Genomic DNA, 15,126 nt, shown 5'->3' on the forward strand with positions numbered 1-15,126 from the left:
TCCGCCTCCCCCCCTCCCCCCCCCCCCCCCGGCCCCCCCCCCCCCCCCCCCCCCCCCCCCCCCCCCCCCCCCCCCCCCCCCCCCCCCTCCCCGGCTGGCGGCTGGACGGGACGAGGGTGTGGCTGGCGATCACGGCGGCCTGGACCCGCCGGTCGACGCCGAGCTTGATGAACAGGCGCGAGACGATGTTCTTCACCGTCTTCTCGGCGAGGTAGAGCCGCTTGCCGATCTCACGGTTCGTCAGGCCCTCGCTGACCAGCACCAGGATCTCCTTCTCCCGGTCCGTGAACCCGGGCAGGCCCGGCACCTGCTCCTCCTGCGGCACCTCGCCCCGCATCCGCGCCATGACCCGGGCGGTGGCGCCCGGGTCGAGCATCGACTTGCCCGAGGCCACCGTGCGGACCGCGGTCACCAGGTCCGTTCCGCTGATCTGCTTGAGGACGTAGCCGGAGGCGCCGGCCATGATGGCGTCGAGCAGCGCCTCCTCGTCGTCGAACGAGGTGAGCATCAGGCAGGCCAGCCCCGGCATGCGGGAGCGCAGTTCGCGGCAGACGGTGACGCCGTCGCCGTCCTGGAGCCGCACGTCCAGCACCGCCACCCGCGGCCGCAGCGCGGGGACCCGTACCAGCGCCTGCTCCGCCGTGGACGCCTCGCCCACCACGCGGATGTCGGGCTCGGCCTCCAGCAGGTCGTGCACGCCGCGGCGGACGACCTCGTGGTCGTCGAGGAGGAAGACGCTGATCGGCTCCTCCGCCGGGTGGGGGGCACCGCTGTCGGTCATCTTCTGCTCCTCGGTCGGGCGTGTACCGGACGTACCCGCGCTCTCGCATCCTGCCGGGGCTGCGGGCCGCAGGACAGGGCCGATCGGCCCTTCCCCTAAGCGCCCCTAAGCGGCCTCGGGGGCGTGCCCCGCTTCCCCGAGGCCGCTTAGCGCGGTACGGCCCCGCACGCGACCTGAATCCCGGACTTCGGGACCTTCGGCCCTTGGTACGGGGCATGCGGACCTTCCGCCTCCGTGCGTGCGGCTGATGGGGTGGGGGCGACCGTACGGCCGTGTCCCGAAGGGGCGCGGCCGGAGACGGTGACGTGGGAGGGGAAGAGGACACATGGGCAGGACGATGATCGCGCTCAGGACGGTCGTACGGGACGGGTACGGGGCGGGCGTCGCCGTCGTGGGCGAGCTGGACGTGCACACGGTCGCGGCCGTCGAGCCGAGACTCGCGCGGGTCGCCGACGGCGGCGGGGACGTGGTCCTCGACCTGACCGGGCTCGCGTTCTGCGACACCTCGGGCATCGACATGTTCCTCCGCCTGCACCGGCGGTGCGCCCGCACCGGGGCTCGGCTCCTGCTCCAGGGCGTGCCGCCGCTGCTGGCCAAGTCGCTGCGGGTGGTCGGCGCGGACCGGGAGCTGTACTGCGGCTGGTGGTGAGGGCCGTTGGAGGACCGTTCGGCCCTGGTGCCGTGCGTACGGTCCGGGTGACGCTGCTGGTTCACGTACGAGCTCAGTACGCAGCAGATCGATCTCCTTCGGACCGCAGGTGCCCATGATGGAACACGAAGTGGACGGGAAGTGTGCGCGCCGCATGCGGCCCCTGGACCGGGGCGAGGCCCTGCGTCTGCTCGGGACGGCCCCCCTGGGGCGGGTCGTCTTCACCTGGCAGGCGCTCCCCGCGGTACGCCCCGTGAACCACTTGCTGGACGGCGAGGACATCGTCCTGCGGGTGCACGACGGCGGCGCGCTCGCCGCGCTGGAGGCGCCGTCCGACGGCGCGGGCGTCGTCGTCGCGTACGAGACCGACGACATCGACGCCCGCACCCGCCTCGGCTGGAGCGTCGTGGTCACCGGCTACGCCCGCCCGGTCACCGACCCCGCGCAGGCGGCGGCGTACGAGGACCGGCTGCGGCCCTGGGTGCAGGGCCCGGAGCCCTGCCGTGTCGTACGCATCAGGCCGGACCTGGTCACCGGCTTCCGCCTGGAGCGCGCCGCCGCCCCGGAGGCTGCCGCGGCCCCGGACCGGGGCACGGCCTGGCGGCCCTGCGCGGACGGGCCGCCCCGTGCGCCTGTGGAGCCCCGTGCGGCCGCGGAGCCCCGTGCGGCCGCGGAGCCCTGTGCGGCCGCGGAGCCGGGCGCGGCCCCGTGTGCCGGGGCCGGCTGATCAGCCGAGCTCCGCCGAGGCCGGATCCCGGTGCAGCGGGGCCCGCCACACGAGCCGGCTGCCGCCCTCGGACGGCGATTCGACCAGGAACGCGCCGCCGACGCTGCGGGCCCGCTCGTCCAGGTTCGCCAGGCCGCTGCGGCGGCCCTGCTCCGGGATGCCCACACCGTTGTCCGACACGGACAGCACGACCTCGCCCCCGCCCGCCGTGAGCGACACCCCGACCCGGCTGGCGTGCGCGTGCCGGGCCGCGTTGCTGAGCAGCTCCCCGAGTACGGCCACGACGTGGTCGGCCACCTCGGTGGGCACGTCGGTGTCGAGCAGGCCCTCCATGCTCAGCCGCGGCGGGTGCCCGAGCAGCGTCGCGGCCTCGCCGACCGCGCGCGCCGCGCGGGCGCGCAGCCCCGAACCGCCCGCACCGTCCCGGTCCTTGGTGCGCAGCCCGAAGATGGTCGACCGGATGATCTTGATCGTCTCGTCGAGGTCGTCCACGGCCCGGCCGAGCCGCTGCGCGGCCACGCCGTGCTCCACCAGCCGGGCCGCGCTCTGCAGGGTCATCCCGGTCGCGAACAGCCGCTGGATGGCCAGGTCGTGGAGGTCGCGGGCGATGCGGTCGCGCTCCTCCAGCAGGGCGATCTGCTCGGCGTCCCGCCGCCGGTCCGCCAGTTCCAGGCCGAGCGCCGCCTGCCCGGCGAAGGCCAGCAGCGGCTCGAGCTCGCCGCCGCTGAAAACGGGCTCGCCCGCGGCCCGGGCGAGGAACAGCACCCCCCTCGCGGAAGCGCCTCCCGTGCCCAGGGGTACCGCCACCGCCGGACCCTCGGCGCGGGCCTGCGCCGAATCCGCCCCGAACCGCCGGTCGGTGGCGGTCCGCGGGCTCGACACCGGGGCGCCCTCGGTGTGCGCGGCGCCCACCATCGTCCCCTCCAGCGGCAGGATCAGCCCCTGGCGGGCCTCGGCGCCCGTGCCGGTGGCCACCTCCACCAGCAGCCCGTCGGCCTCGGGCAGCGCGGTGGCGATCTCCGCGGCCTGCGCGCCGGTGATGTCCTGGGCCCGGCGCGCGATGAGCTGGAGCACCTCGGTACGCGAACTCCCGGACAGCAGGCTCCCGGTGATCTCGGCGTTGGCCCGCAGCCAGTGCTGCTGGCGCTGGGAGCTCTCGTACAGGCGGGCGTTGTCGATGGCGACACCGGCGGCCACCGACAGCGTGGTGATGACCGACTCGTCATCCGTGTCGAACTCCTGGCCGCCCCGCTTGTCGGTGAGGTAGAGGTTGCCGAACACCTCCTCCCGCACCCGGATGGGCACGCCCAGGAAGGTGCGCATCGGCGGGTGGTGGGCGGGGAAGCCGTGCGAGGAGGGGTGCGCGCCGAGATCGGCCAGCCGCAGCGGCTCCGGGTGCCGGATCACCTCGCCCAGCAGGCCGTGGCCGGCCGGCAGCGGCCCGATCCGGGCGATCTCCTCGTCGGACAGGCCCACGGTCAGGAACTGCGAGAGCGTCCTGCCGTCCGGGCCGATGACCCCGAGGGCGCCGTACTCGGCGTCGACGAGCAGGGCGCCGGCCTCCACGATGCGGCGCAGGACCTGGGAGAGCTCCAGCTCCCGCCCCACCGATACGACGGCCTCCAGGAGGCTGTGGACGCGGTCGCGCGTGCCGCGGGCGGCGTCGATCCGCGCCTGGAGCTCGTCGAGCAGCTCGTCCAGACGCATCCTCGGCATCTGGGACAACGAATCCCCCACCATGAACCGGCTCTCCTTGTACTCAACCGGCGCAAAGCCTATCGGGAGCACACGGATACGGAAGGCCGAACTCCCGTCACGGGGGGGCGGGGCCGAGGGGGGCGCCGGCGTCAGGGGGTGTGCAGGACCTCCCGTCAGAGGACGTGCAGGACCTCCGCGACCGCCCGGCGGGGGGTGCCCGGGCCCTGCGGGCCGTAGCCGAGCCGGACGATCATCCGGACGTGGCCCGTGCCCGCGACCGGGTTCCGGGCCGGCCACCGCAGTTCCGGCCATTCCAGGGGCTGGGAGGTCATGGACGTGGCCAGGCCGTCGGCGGTGGCCTGCAACAGGACGCGCTCCAGGGCCTGCCCGGCGCGCAGCCAGTCGGCAGGGGTGTCCCCGGCCGTGGAGAGCAGGACCAGCTGCGGGCGCTCCTCGAAGGCGGCCCGGTCGCGGCCGGCCACCGGCCTGGCCCGGCCGAAGTCCCGTACGGTCGCGGCCCCGCCCGTGCCGCGCGGGCCGAAGGCGGCGGCCGGGATGCCGTCGCGGCGCGGCCTCCCACCGGCATCGGCACCGGCACCGGCACCCGCGCCCGCGGTGGCGGTCCCGGCCGTGTCGTACGTCCAGGCGGCCGTCTCGGCCCGCGCCCCCGGCTCGGCCTCCTCGCGCTGCTCCGCGTCGCGCACCAGCCCGAGCAGGGTGTCGACGTGCCACGGGTCCGGCACGTCCAGGCGGCAGCCCTCCAGCAGGGCGGCCGCCCGCAGTCCGTCCAGCAGCGCGTCCGGGACCGGCTCGCCGCCGAACGGGAAGCGGCTCGTACGACGCCTGCGCAGCGCCGGGTACAGGGCGTCCAGGTCCTGCTCGCCGCCGTCGCACTCGGCGAACCCGACCTCGGCCAGCAGCCACGGGTCGGAGGGGTCCGGCAGCAGCCGTACGACGGCCCGCCGGCCGTGGTGGGCGGCGGAGACCCGCAGGTTGAACAGGGCCGCGGCACAGCCGATATGGAGGGCGCGGTGGTCGGGGTCCGCCCGGTGCACGGCCCGGCGGGGGTCCCCGTACAGCTCGACGGTCCCGGTGGCCCGGCGGAAGACGAACCTCCAGGGCTGCGCGTTGTGCATCGAGGGCGCGGTGACGGCGTCGCCGACGAACAGGGCGGCTCCTGCGGCGCCGATCAGTGGTGCGGTCACGGGACTGCTCCTGTCGTGTCGGGTGCTGCGCTGCCACCAGACTCCTCGCGCGGACGCGCCCGCGGCAGGGGCCGAGCGGCCCGACCGGGGACCGGTCGGCCCTGGCGCACCGGGCCCGGGAGTGCTTCCATGAAAGTGCGGAGAGAGCCCAATTACTGAGGATGCGGAGAAGCGGCCTCGTGCCGCGCACCACACAATCGGGTTCCGCGAGAAGCGGGCGGGCTCTTTCCGCCCTTTCCCGCTGCGACAGCCCTCTCGTGTGCGCCCCCCCGCGGTCTCGCGCGGCCCCCGCGGTCGTGCGGCTCACCACGCCATGGCGCTGCGGCTGCCGCTGTCGTCGATGCCCGCCGTGACGTGCGAGACGACCGCCACGACCCCGTCGAGGCGCTCGACCAGGCTCCGCAGGACCGCCAGCCGGCTCTGCCGCTCCACCCGGCCCTCCAGGGCCACGACCCCGTGGACGACGTGGACGTCGACGGCCCCGGACGGCAGCCCCAGGGCGTCGTCCAGCACCTCCGTGACCACGCGGCGGCGGATCTCCGCGTCCGGCCGCAGGAACAGGCGCAGCCGGTCGCGGCGGGTGACGATGCCGACGAGCCGGTCCTCCACGTCCACGACGGGCAGCCGCTTCACCCCGCGGCGGACCATCAGCCGGGCGGCGTCGGCCGCCGGCTCGTCCGCGCGGACGTCACCGCGGGGACGGACATCACCGCGGCCGCGGTGGCCGGCCCGGCCGGCTCCCGGGGGCGTACGCCTCGGGCGCCAGGTGCGCGAGCAGGCCGGTGCGGGAGATGACGCCCGGCTCGGCGTCGAGACGCCCCATGGCGCCCGGTGCCCCGCGGTGGCACGCTCGAGTCGGCCGGTCCGCACCCGCGCTCCGCGCCCGAGGCCATCAGGGAGGCAAGGCATGAGCGGCGCCGCCGACCCCGGGCTCTACGGGCCCGCGTCCGTCACCTGGCAGTGCCACGGCGATCCGGTCATGTGGATCGCCGGAGTGCGCGCGCTCTACCTCCAGGCCCTGCACCCGCGCGCCGTCCGCGCCGTCCTGGCCCAGTCGGACTTCCGCAACGACGCCTGGGGGCGGCTGCTGCGCACCGCCGACTTCGTCGGCACCGTCACCTACGGCACCACCGCGGCCGCCGAGGCCGCCGGCGCCCGGGTCCGCAGGATCCACCGGGCGCTGTCCGCCACCGACCCCGCCACCGGCGAGCGGTTCCGCGTCGACGACCCCGACCTGCTGCTGTGGGTGCACTGCGCCCAGATCGACAGCTTCCTGCACGTCCTGCGCCGCTCCGGCGTCCCCCTCACCCCCGCCCAGGCCGACCGCTACGTCGACGAGAACCGGGTGAGCGCCCGCCTCGTCGGCCTCGACCCGGACCGCGTTCCCGCCGACACGCGCGCCCTCTCCGCGTACTTCGAGCAGGTCCGGCCGGTGCTCGCCGCCGGTGCCGACGCCCGCGCCGTGGACGACTTCCTGCGCAGTCCGCCCGTCCCCGCCCTCCTCCTCCCTGGCCGAAAACTGCTGTGGCGCCCGCTGGCCGCGCTCGCCTACGGATCCCTTCCCGCGTACGCGCACCGGCTGTACGGCAGGCCCGCGCCGCCCGCGCGGACCGTCACCCGGCGCCTGCGTCTCACCGGTACCCTGCTGCGCAGCATTCCCGCAGGTCTGCGCTGGCAGCTGCCTCCAGGTCACATCTTGAACGCGATGCAGCGCATGGGCCCCGGGAGTCGTCCCTCGGCGTACACACTGCGTACATCAGCGGCCATACTTGACCGGCCGGGGAGGGCGTAGGACGTAGCACGACAACGGGGGCGGCTTTAAGACATGGCGGAGTCCAGACTGATCCAGGGCCGGTACCGGTCGCTCGATCTGATCGGGCGCGGCGGCATGGGCGAAGTGTGGCGCGCCCGGGACGAGTCCCTCGGCCGGCACGTCGCGGTGAAATGTCTCAAACCGCTCGGTGCCGAACGGGACAACCACTTCACCCAGGTCCTGCGCGAGCGCTTCCGCCGCGAGGCCCGCGTCGCCGCCTCCCTCCAGCACCGGGGGGTCACCGTCATCCACGACTTCGGCGACGACAGCGCCGCCGGAGGCCCGCTCTACCTGGTCATGGAGCTCCTCGACGGCCGCAACCTCAGCCAGCTGATGGAGGAGAACCAGGCGAGCCCGCTCCCCGTCGACGTGGTCGTGGACATCGCCGAGCAGCTGGCCGCCGCCCTCGGCTACACCCACGCCCAGGGCGTCGTGCACCGCGACCTCAAGCCCGCCAACATCATGCGGCTCACCGACGGCACGGTGAAAATCTGCGACTTCGGCATCGCCCGCCTCGCCCACGACATCGGCTTCACCGCCAAGCTCACCGGCGGCGGCATGGCCATGGGCACCCCGCACTACATGTCGCCCGAGCAGATCGCCGGCGGCGAGCTCGACCACCGCAGCGATCTGTACTCGCTCGGCTGCGTCCTGTACGAGATCGCCACCGGGGCCCCGCCGTTCGACCTCGGCGACTCCTGGTCGGTGCTGGTCGGCCACCGGGACAACGCGCCCGTGCCGCCGCGCCGGCACCGCCCGGAGCTGCCCGAGTACTTCGAGCAGGTCGTGCTGGAACTGCTGGCCAAGTGCCCCGACGACCGGCCCGACGACGCCCGCGACCTCCACCGCCGGCTGGTCGAGGACCGGCTCCGCGCCGGCATGCCCTCGCCCGGCCAGGCCCCGCCGCTGCCCGCCTGGGCGCAGGGCATGACCGCGGGCCGCAAGGCAGGCATCGACGCCCGCCCGGCGAGCGGCGAATGGGCCGTGCTGACCGGCTCCTGGACGGGTGCGCGCCCGAGCGGCGCGCACCGGATCCTGCGGCCCGCCGCCTCGGAGGACCCGCGGCTCACCGCACCGTACGGGGTGCCGCGCACGGCCGGCTTCGACGGCTACGGCGCCCCGGGCTCCGGCGCCGCCACCGGCCCCGCCACCGGCATCGGCATCGGCACGGGGCTCGACGCGCTCGGTGCCGACGGCTTCGACTCCGACACCGGCTCCGCCGCCACGCTCGCCATCGGCCACGCCCGGGCCTTCGCCCTCAGCCGGGCCGGCCGCCCCGAGGAGGCGCTGGCCACGTACGAGGCCGTCGCCCACGGACGCACCCGGCTCCTCGGCGCCGACCACCCCGACACCCTCGCCGCGCGCCAGGAGGCGGCGTACGAGCTGGGCCGGCTCGGCCGCCACCGGGAGGCGTACGACGTGTACCGGGCGGTGCTCGTCGGCCGCGAGCGCAGCATGGGCCCGCTCCACCGCGACACCCTGCACTGCCGCCACAACCTGGCCTGTGCCCTCGGGGCGCTGGGCCGGCACGCCGAGGCCCACCACGCCGCCGCCGAGACCGCCGCCGACCGGGCGGTCGTCCTGGGCGCCGAGCACCCGGACACGCTGCTGACCCGGTACGAGGCGGCGTACGCGCTGGGCCGCCTCGAACGCTGGGAGGAGGCCCTCGAGGGCTTCCGCGAAGTGGCCGCTGCCCGTGAACGGGTGATCGGCCGCGACCATCCCGACACCCTCGCCGCCCGCTACGAGGTCGGCATCGCGCTCGGCCGCACCGGTCGCACCGCCCAGGCCCTGGACCTGTTCCGGGGCCTGGTCCGCGACCGCACCCGGGCCTACGGCGCCGCCGACCCGGAGACGCTCCGCGCCCGGCACGTCGTCGGTGTCAACCTGGGCCGGCTCGACCGCTGGGAGGAGGCGGTCGACGAGGCCCGGCAGGTGGCCGCGGCCCGGGCGCGGGCGCTCGGCGCCGAACACCCCGACACCCTGGTCAGCCTCCGCGAGCTCGCCGTCGGCCTCGGCCGGCTCGGCCGCTGGGACGAGGCGCTGCCCCTCTACCGGGAGATCGCCGGCGTCCGCGAGCGCTCCCTCGGCGACGGCCACCCCGACACGGTCGCGGCCCACGCCGACGAGGCGCACTGTCTGGAGCGGCTCGCCCAGGTGTGCTACCAAGAGCCATGACGACCTTCGGGCGGGACGCACACGGCAACGGCGACGGCGGCAACGGCGACGGCGGCGGCCTCCGCCGGGACGTGTACGACGACGTGATCGTGGGCGGCGGGCACAACGGCCTGGTGGCCGCCGCGTACCTGGCCCGGGCGGGCCGCTCGGTGCTGGTCCTGGAACGGCTCGGCCACACCGGCGGGGCCGCGGTCTCCAACCGGCCCTTCGCGGGCGTCGACGCCCGCCTGTCGCGCTACTCCTACCTCGTCTCCCTCCTCCCGGCGAAGATCGTCCGCGATCTGGGGCTGGACTTCGCGGTCCGCAGGCGCGCGGTGTCCTCGTACACCCCCGTCGAGCGCGGCGGCCGCCACAGCGGGCTGCTCGTCGGCGCCGACGAGGCCCGCACCCGGGAGTCCTTCGCGCGGCTGACCGGATCGGAGCGGGAGTACGACAACTGGCAGGCCTTCCACGGGACGGTCCGGCAGGTCGCCGGGAAGGTCTTCCCCACCCTGACCGAACCGCTGCCCACCCGGGCGGAGCTGCGGGCCCGGATCGGCGACGAGGCCGCCTGGCGGATGCTGTTCGAGGAGCCCCTCGGGCAGGCGGTCGAGGAGCACTTCGCCGACGACCTGGTGCGGGGCGTGGTCCTCACCGACGGCCTCATCGGCACCTTCGCGGACGCGCACGACCCCTCCCTCGCCCAGAACCGCTGCTTCCTGTACCACGTCATCGGCGGCGGAACGGGCGACTGGAACGTCCCCGTCGGCGGCATGGGCGCCCTGACCGATGCGCTGGCCGGTGCCGCGCGGGCCGCCGGGGCGCACATCGCGACCGGGCACGAGGTCCTGCGCATCGACACCGACGGGACCGGGCCCGCCGAGGTCGTGTTCCGCACGGCGACCGGCGAGGGGCGGGTCGCCGCGCGCACGGTGCTGGTCAACGCCTCCCCGCGGGCCCTGGCCGAGCTCCTCGGCCAGGAGCCGCCGGCGCCGCCCGCCGAGGGCGCCCAGCTGAAGGTGAACATGCTGCTGCGGCGGCTGCCCCGGCTCCGGGACACCTCCGTAACCCCCCGCGAGGCCTTCGGCGGCACCTTCCACATCGCCGAGGGGTACGCCGAACTGGCGCGGGCCCACGCCGAGGCCGCGGCCGGGGAGCTGCCCTCCGTACCGCCCTCGGAAATCTACTGCCACTCGCTGACCGACCCGACGATCCTCGGTCCGGAGCTGGTGGAGCAGGGCTACCAGACGCTGACGCTGTTCGGCCTGCACACGCCCGCGCGGCTGTTCGAGAAGGACAACCAGGGCACGCGGGAAGTGCTGCTGACCGCCACCCTCGCCCAACTGGACGCGCACCTCGCCGAGCCGATCACCGACTGCCTCGCCTTCGACGCGGACGGCCGGCCCTGCATCGAGGCCAAGACCCCGCTCGACCTGGAGCGCGAACTGCGCCTGCCCGGCGGGCACATCTTCCACCGGGACCTGTCCTGGCCCTACCGGGAGGACGGCGACGGCACCGCTGGGGCCGGTGCCGGCCCGGGCCGGTGGGGCGTGGAGACCCCGTACCCGGGCGTCCTGCTGTGCGGGGCGGGCGCCGTACGCGGCGGCGGCGTCAGCGGGGTCCCCGGCCACAACGCCGCGATGGCGGCGCTGGGGCGCTGAGACGCAGGGGTGCAGGCGCGCGCGGCGGCGCCGCTACTGCGCGGGGGTGTCCGCCGGTTCGATGACCACGATCGGGATCTCGCGCTCGGTGCTGCGCTGGTAGTCGTCGTACGCGGGCCAGTGCCCGACCATGACGGGCCAGTACGCGGCGCGCTCCTCGGGCGTCGCCGTACGGGCCGTGCCCTGCATGATCCTCGGCCCGACCTGGATGCGGACCTCGGGGTGGGCGACCAGGTTCCGGTACCAGAGCGGGTGTTCGGCGGAGCCGCCCCGGGAGGCGACGACGAGGAAGCTGCCGTCGGCCTCGCCGTAGATGAGCGGGGTGCGCACCGGGTGGCCGGAGACCCGGCCGAGGGTGGTGAGGAGCAGCGTCTGGGTGCCCCTCCAGAACTGGCCCTCGGCCCCCTTCGACTCGACGTACTGCCTGACGTGGTCGAGCTGCCAGCCCGGCCGGGGGTCCTTCGGGCTGTCCCAGTCGATGTCCCTGATCGTCATCGGTCCTGCCTGCCTTCGCTGCGGGTGCGGACATGGATCAACACCGGGTTCAACGGCGGCGGAGGCGGTCTTATGCCGGGACGGGCACCCCAGAAGGGTGAACCCGTTGAACGGGTCGTCCACCGCCCGCCGCCGGGCGCGCTCCGGGACGGCCCGGACGGCGCCCCCGCGACGCGAAGTTGCTCTGGTGGCACCGCCGCGGCATCTCCTACCATCGGAACAGCGGGTGGGGGAGGGGGCGTGCATGGCAGCACGAGTCGGGCGGCTGGAACGCTTCGTGGCCTGGGTGCTGCGCAACGCCGACGTCGTGGTCGCCTTGTGCGTCGCCATGGGCGTCGGGTTCCTGGAGATATTCGGAGACGTCGTCAGCGACGACGTCTCCTCCGGAGCCACCCTGGTCGTCCTCGGTCTGCTCGCGACCGGGTCGATCGTGGAGCGCGTACGCCGGCCCGCCGCCATCCAGGAGGCGATGCTCGGCACCCGGCGGGCCCTCGAGGACCTCGCCATGGTGCGCTCGCTGTCGGGAAACGAGGTCGGCGAGGCGCTGCGCAAGGCCCGCCAGCACACCAACCTCTGGTACTTCAAGGGCGGCACCGGAACCTACCTGCGGGCCGTCACCCTGCCCCTGTGCGTGGCCGCGGCCAAGGAGCAGCGGTCGCAGCTCAACGTGAAGATCGACATCGTCAACCCGGCCGACGAGCGGGCCTGCGCCGCGTACGCCCGGTTCCGGCAGATGTTCGGCGGACAGCGCCGCGGCGACGAACCGTGGACCACCGACCGGGTCCGCCGGGAGTCGTACGCGACCGTCCTCGCCGCCTGCTGGTACCAGCGGCAGCTGACCACGCTCGAGATCAGCGTGCACCTCTCGTCCGCCGTACCCACCCTGCGCTTCGACCTGTCCGAAACCTGCCTCGTCATCACCCAGGACGACCAGTCCAGGGTCAACCTGTTCGTGGAGCGGGGGCAGCCGCTCTACGACTACTACGTCACCGAGCTGCACCAGAGCCGGGAGCAGGCCACGGCGCTCGACCTGCGCGTCACGGCGCCGCTCGGCCAGGAGCCCACCGTCGACGAGGTGCGCACCCTCTTCGACGAGCTGCGGCTCCCGCTCCCGCGCGTCTTCACCGACAGCGACATCGGCAAGATCATCGAAAAGGCCCTGCACGCGGAGGACCCCTACAGGAGGTGAGGCGCTCCGGCGCGCCCCCATGGACCACGAGCTCGAAAGGACACTCGTCACCCTGGAGGAAATCGCCTCCGGGGAAAGGAAGTTACGGGCGGTGCGGCACCCCCTCGGATTCCTGTGCCTCCCCCTGCTGAGAGAGGACCCCCGCGGCGTCTGCGTGCACCTCTTCGAGGCCGGCGACCGCGCAGAACCGGGCGCGTCCCCCCTCCACGCCCACAGCTGGGAACTGCGCAGCCGCGTGCTGTACGGCCGGGTGGCCAACCGCCCCGTAGGCGTACAGGCGGTGGACGACGGCGAGGAGGGCGCCACCCACCGCGTGTTCGAGGTGCACAGCGGTAGCGACGGCGTCGACGAGATCCGGCCCACCCCCCTCCTCGTCCGCAGCGAGCCCGGCCCCGCCCACATCACCTCCCAGGGGGAGACCTACACCCTGGCCGCGGGCGAGTTCCACACCACCGCCCTCGCAGGCCCCGAACCGGCCGCCACCCTGGTGCACGGGCTGTCCGTCCCCGGACAGGTCGACCTCTCGCTGGGGCCGGTCGACGGCCGCGCGCGCCGCACGACCCGCCGGCTGTGCGACACCGAACTGACCGTGCGCAGCGTCCACGCCGTCCTCAGGAGGATCCATGCCGAACAGCGGGCTGCCTGACTTCGACCACGAGCGGCAGGTCGCCGTTGCCGCGGCGGAGGAGGCGGGCGGCCTGCTGCGCAGCCGCTTCGGCACGGCGCGGTGCCTGCGGGCCAAGGGCGACTCCGGGGACGTGCAGGTGGACCTCGACCTCGCCGCCGAGGAGCTGGTCCTCAGCCGGATCCAGCACCACTTCCCGCACGACCGGATCCTGTCCGAGGAGGCCGGGCTCCTCGGTGCCGCGGGCGAACGCACCTGGCTCGTCGACCCGCTGGACGGCAGCAACAACGTCGCGATCGGACTTCCCGCGTTCGTGGTGGGCATCGGACTGTGCCTCGGAAGCACTCCGGTCATGGGCGTCGTCCACCAACCGGTCACCGGGGAGACCTGGCACGCCGTCAAGGGGCGCGGGGCACACGGGCCGGCCGGGACACTGCCCGGCCCCCGCCCGATCCTCCCGCGCCCCGGGCCCGTCGTCGCCTGGACCCAGGGGTACGCGGTGGCCCGCGGCGACGCCACCGCAAGGGCACTGCGCGGGGCGCTCGACCTCGGCTGCCGGCGCGTCCTCCAGCTGTGGGCGCCGCTGCTCGGCTGGAGCCTGCTGGCACGCGGCACCATCGACGCCTTCGTCGGCTACCGCGCCGAGGGCGTGGACCTGCCGACCGGGGCGCTGCTCGCGGCCGAGGCGGGGGTCGAGCTGCGCACGCTGTCGGGGGCGGAGTTCCGGCCCGGCTTCGCCGGGGACGACACCGGGCGCAGCTTCGTGGCCGCCCGCGGCGGGACCCTCGCGTACCTGCTGCGGGAGGTGGGCGCTGCGGTGGAGCGGACGCCCGGCTGATCCGGCCCGGCGGGGCCTCGTACGATCCCGTTCGGCCGGCGGGCCTACGCGGTGGCCGCCAGGGCCGCCGTCGCCGCCAGCGTGCCCGACACCGCCAACACCAGTCCCGTACCGAGGAAGCGGCCCAGGTCGATCCGCGTGCCGTGCCAGCGGCACCGCTCGAACCACAGCAGGGTGGCCAGCGAGGCCCACGGAGTGACGACCGGGCCCACGTTGACGCCGATCAGCTGGGCGAGCAGCTGCTGGTGGTTGGCCTCGGGGATCGCGGCCTCGCCCGCCATGTAGGCCGGGAGGTTGTTCAGCACGTTGGAGAAGCCGGCGCCGACCGCGGCGGACCTCAGCATCCCCATGGGGCCGTTGTCGGAGCCGATCGCCGTCGCCAGTATCTCCTGGAGCCCGTGGGCGCCGGCCGTCTCCACGACCAGGAACATGCCGGGCACGAGGACGAGGAGCCGCCAGGGGACCAGGGACAGTCGGAGCGTCTCCCGGCTGCGCACGGCGAAGGCCGCAACCACGACCAGTGCGGCCGTCAGCGACGCCGCCCACAGCGGCACGTCGGCGAGGATGGCCAGCAGGAACCCGGCGCACGCCGCCGCGCACACCCGGAACAGGACCCGGTCCGCCGGACGCGGCGCCGGCGGCGGCTCGTAGCGGAGCTCGCCGCGGCGGCCCAGGCGCCAGTAGAAGCCCCACAGGCAGGCCATCGTGACCGTTATGGCGGCCAGCTGGGGCGCCCACATGGCGGCGGCCATCTCCGACGGGGCCAGCGCCACCCGGTCCGCGGCCAGCAGGTTCGTCAGGTTCGACACGGGGAGCAGCAGGCTCGCCGTGTTCGCCAGCCAGACCGTGGTCATCGCCAGCGGCACGGATGCGATGCCCACCCGGGTCGCGAGCGCCAGCATCACCGGGGTCAGCAGCACCGCCGTGGTGTCCAGGTTCAAGGTGATGGTGGTGAGGGACGCGAACGCCACGCACAGGCCGAACAGGAGGGGGTAGTTCCCCCGGCCCGCGCGCGCCACCCAGGTGGCGACCACGTCGAAGACCTCCGCCTTGCCGGTCAGTTCGGCGAGGACGATGACCGTGGCGAGGAACACCAGCAGCGGGCCGATGCGTTCGACCACGTTCCCGGCCGGGGCGGGGGGGAGGAGACCCGTGGCAACGCACAGCACGCCGAGCACGAGCAGCCCGCCGGCCAGCCAGTCGAGTCCGTGGAGACGTCTGAGGAGGGACACGGCGAACAGACTCGCACACACCTGCGCCGGGACGTCAGACGGCGAGGGGCGGAACA

General features: G+C 74.8%; 14 protein-coding genes. 8 read left to right on the forward strand and 6 right to left on the reverse strand.

Going from position 1 to position 15,126, the window contains the following annotated elements:
* The coding region (locus AC068A_RS09010; protein ID WP_478582819.1) for a response regulator at positions 1–781 on the reverse strand (781 nt) is incomplete at its 3' end.
* A gap of 325 nt (positions 782–1,106) precedes the next feature.
* Here AC068A_RS09010 and AC068A_RS09015 point away from each other — a divergent pair.
* Together AC068A_RS09015 and AC068A_RS09020 are read left to right on the forward strand one after the other, a co-directional pair.
* On the forward strand, positions 1,107–1,430 hold the full coding sequence (locus tag AC068A_RS09015; protein WP_478582822.1) for an STAS domain-containing protein: 324 nt from the start codon (positions 1,107–1,109) through the stop codon (positions 1,428–1,430).
* Positions 1,431–1,545: 115 nt separating this feature from the next.
* Positions 1,546–2,157, forward strand: coding sequence for a pyridoxamine 5'-phosphate oxidase family protein (locus AC068A_RS09020; RefSeq protein WP_478582825.1), 612 nt, complete (start codon positions 1,546–1,548; stop codon positions 2,155–2,157).
* On the opposite strand, the gene AC068A_RS09025 is transcribed toward AC068A_RS09020, so the two are convergent.
* From AC068A_RS09025 to AC068A_RS09035, 3 genes are all read right to left on the reverse strand, one after another.
* On the reverse strand, positions 2,158–3,873 hold the full coding sequence (locus AC068A_RS09025) for a sensor histidine kinase (RefSeq protein WP_478582827.1): 1,716 nt from the start codon (positions 3,871–3,873) through the stop codon (positions 2,158–2,160).
* A gap of 155 nt (positions 3,874–4,028) precedes the next feature.
* Complete coding sequence (locus AC068A_RS09030; RefSeq protein ID WP_478582829.1) at positions 4,029–5,060, reverse strand: Acg family FMN-binding oxidoreductase; 1,032 nt, start codon at positions 5,058–5,060, stop codon at positions 4,029–4,031.
* Between the two features lie 303 nt (positions 5,061–5,363).
* A complete protein-coding gene (locus tag AC068A_RS09035) occupies positions 5,364–5,693 on the reverse strand; it encodes a BON domain-containing protein (protein ID WP_478582832.1) in 330 nt (109 codons plus the stop codon).
* Between the two features lie 274 nt (positions 5,694–5,967).
* Here AC068A_RS09035 and AC068A_RS09040 point away from each other — a divergent pair, with 274 nt between their 5' ends.
* Genes AC068A_RS09040 through AC068A_RS09050 form a run of 3 tightly spaced genes read left to right on the forward strand, consistent with a single transcriptional unit; the run spans position 5,968 to position 10,691 of the window.
* Entirely contained in the window at positions 5,968–6,852 is an 885-nt protein-coding gene (locus tag AC068A_RS09040) for an oxygenase MpaB family protein (protein ID WP_478582834.1), read from the forward strand.
* 33 nt (positions 6,853–6,885) lie between these two features.
* Positions 6,886–9,051, forward strand: coding sequence for a serine/threonine-protein kinase (locus AC068A_RS09045; protein ID WP_478582837.1), 2,166 nt, complete (start codon positions 6,886–6,888; stop codon positions 9,049–9,051).
* Entirely contained in the window at positions 9,048–10,691 is a 1,644-nt protein-coding gene (locus tag AC068A_RS09050; protein ID WP_478582839.1) for a phytoene desaturase family protein, read from the forward strand. The genes AC068A_RS09045 and AC068A_RS09050 overlap by 4 nt, the downstream gene beginning before the upstream one ends.
* Positions 10,692–10,724: 33 nt before the next feature.
* Here AC068A_RS09050 and AC068A_RS09055 read toward each other — a convergent pair whose 3' ends face one another.
* Positions 10,725–11,186, reverse strand: coding sequence for a nitroreductase family deazaflavin-dependent oxidoreductase (locus AC068A_RS09055; protein ID WP_478582842.1), 462 nt, complete (start codon positions 11,184–11,186; stop codon positions 10,725–10,727).
* 244 nt (positions 11,187–11,430) lie between these two features.
* Between AC068A_RS09055 and AC068A_RS09060 the strand changes: the two genes are divergently transcribed.
* The 3 genes from AC068A_RS09060 to AC068A_RS09070 are packed head-to-tail and all read left to right on the forward strand — an operon-like array spanning position 11,431 to position 13,838.
* Positions 11,431–12,375 carry a hypothetical protein gene (locus AC068A_RS09060; protein ID WP_478582843.1) on the forward strand — a complete coding sequence of 315 codons (945 nt, stop codon included), beginning with the start codon at positions 11,431–11,433 and terminating at the stop codon, positions 12,373–12,375.
* A 19-nt stretch (positions 12,376–12,394) separates the two neighbouring features.
* The gene (locus AC068A_RS09065) at positions 12,395–13,021 is read left to right on the forward strand and encodes a hypothetical protein (RefSeq protein ID WP_478582845.1); all 627 of its coding nucleotides are present in this window, start codon (positions 12,395–12,397) and stop codon (positions 13,019–13,021) included.
* A complete protein-coding gene (locus AC068A_RS09070; RefSeq protein ID WP_478582848.1) occupies positions 12,999–13,838 on the forward strand; it encodes an inositol monophosphatase family protein in 840 nt (279 codons plus the stop codon). The genes AC068A_RS09065 and AC068A_RS09070 overlap by 23 nt, the downstream gene beginning before the upstream one ends.
* A 44-nt stretch (positions 13,839–13,882) precedes the next feature.
* Here the strand turns inward: AC068A_RS09070 and AC068A_RS09075 are convergent, their stop codons facing one another.
* Positions 13,883–15,070, reverse strand: coding sequence for an SLC13 family permease (locus AC068A_RS09075; protein ID WP_478582850.1), 1,188 nt, complete (start codon positions 15,068–15,070; stop codon positions 13,883–13,885).
* Between the last annotated feature and the right edge of the window lie 56 nt (positions 15,071–15,126).

Source organism: Streptomyces sp. NPDC043854 (assembly GCF_056436005.1).

Bases quoted from the DNA above. Each gene is read 5' to 3' on its own strand.
- AC068A_RS09055 (WP_478582842.1), bottom strand. From the start codon at position 11,186: ATGACGATCAGGGACATCGACTGGGACAGCCCGAAGGACCCCCGGCCG.
- AC068A_RS09060 (WP_478582843.1), top strand. From the start codon at position 11,431: ATGGCAGCACGAGTCGGGCGGCTGGAACGCTTCGTGGCCTGGGTGCTG.
- AC068A_RS09025 (WP_478582827.1), bottom strand. From the start codon at position 3,873: ATGCCGAGGATGCGTCTGGACGAGCTGCTCGACGAGCTCCAGGCGCGG.
- AC068A_RS09065 (WP_478582845.1), top strand. From the start codon at position 12,395: ATGGACCACGAGCTCGAAAGGACACTCGTCACCCTGGAGGAAATCGCC.
- AC068A_RS09050 (WP_478582839.1), top strand. From the start codon at position 9,048: ATGACGACCTTCGGGCGGGACGCACACGGCAACGGCGACGGCGGCAAC.
- AC068A_RS09020 (WP_478582825.1), top strand. From the start codon at position 1,546: ATGATGGAACACGAAGTGGACGGGAAGTGTGCGCGCCGCATGCGGCCC.
- AC068A_RS09015 (WP_478582822.1), top strand. From the start codon at position 1,107: ATGGGCAGGACGATGATCGCGCTCAGGACGGTCGTACGGGACGGGTAC.
- AC068A_RS09040 (WP_478582834.1), top strand. From the start codon at position 5,968: ATGAGCGGCGCCGCCGACCCCGGGCTCTACGGGCCCGCGTCCGTCACC.
- AC068A_RS09070 (WP_478582848.1), top strand. From the start codon at position 12,999: ATGCCGAACAGCGGGCTGCCTGACTTCGACCACGAGCGGCAGGTCGCC.
- AC068A_RS09045 (WP_478582837.1), top strand. From the start codon at position 6,886: ATGGCGGAGTCCAGACTGATCCAGGGCCGGTACCGGTCGCTCGATCTG.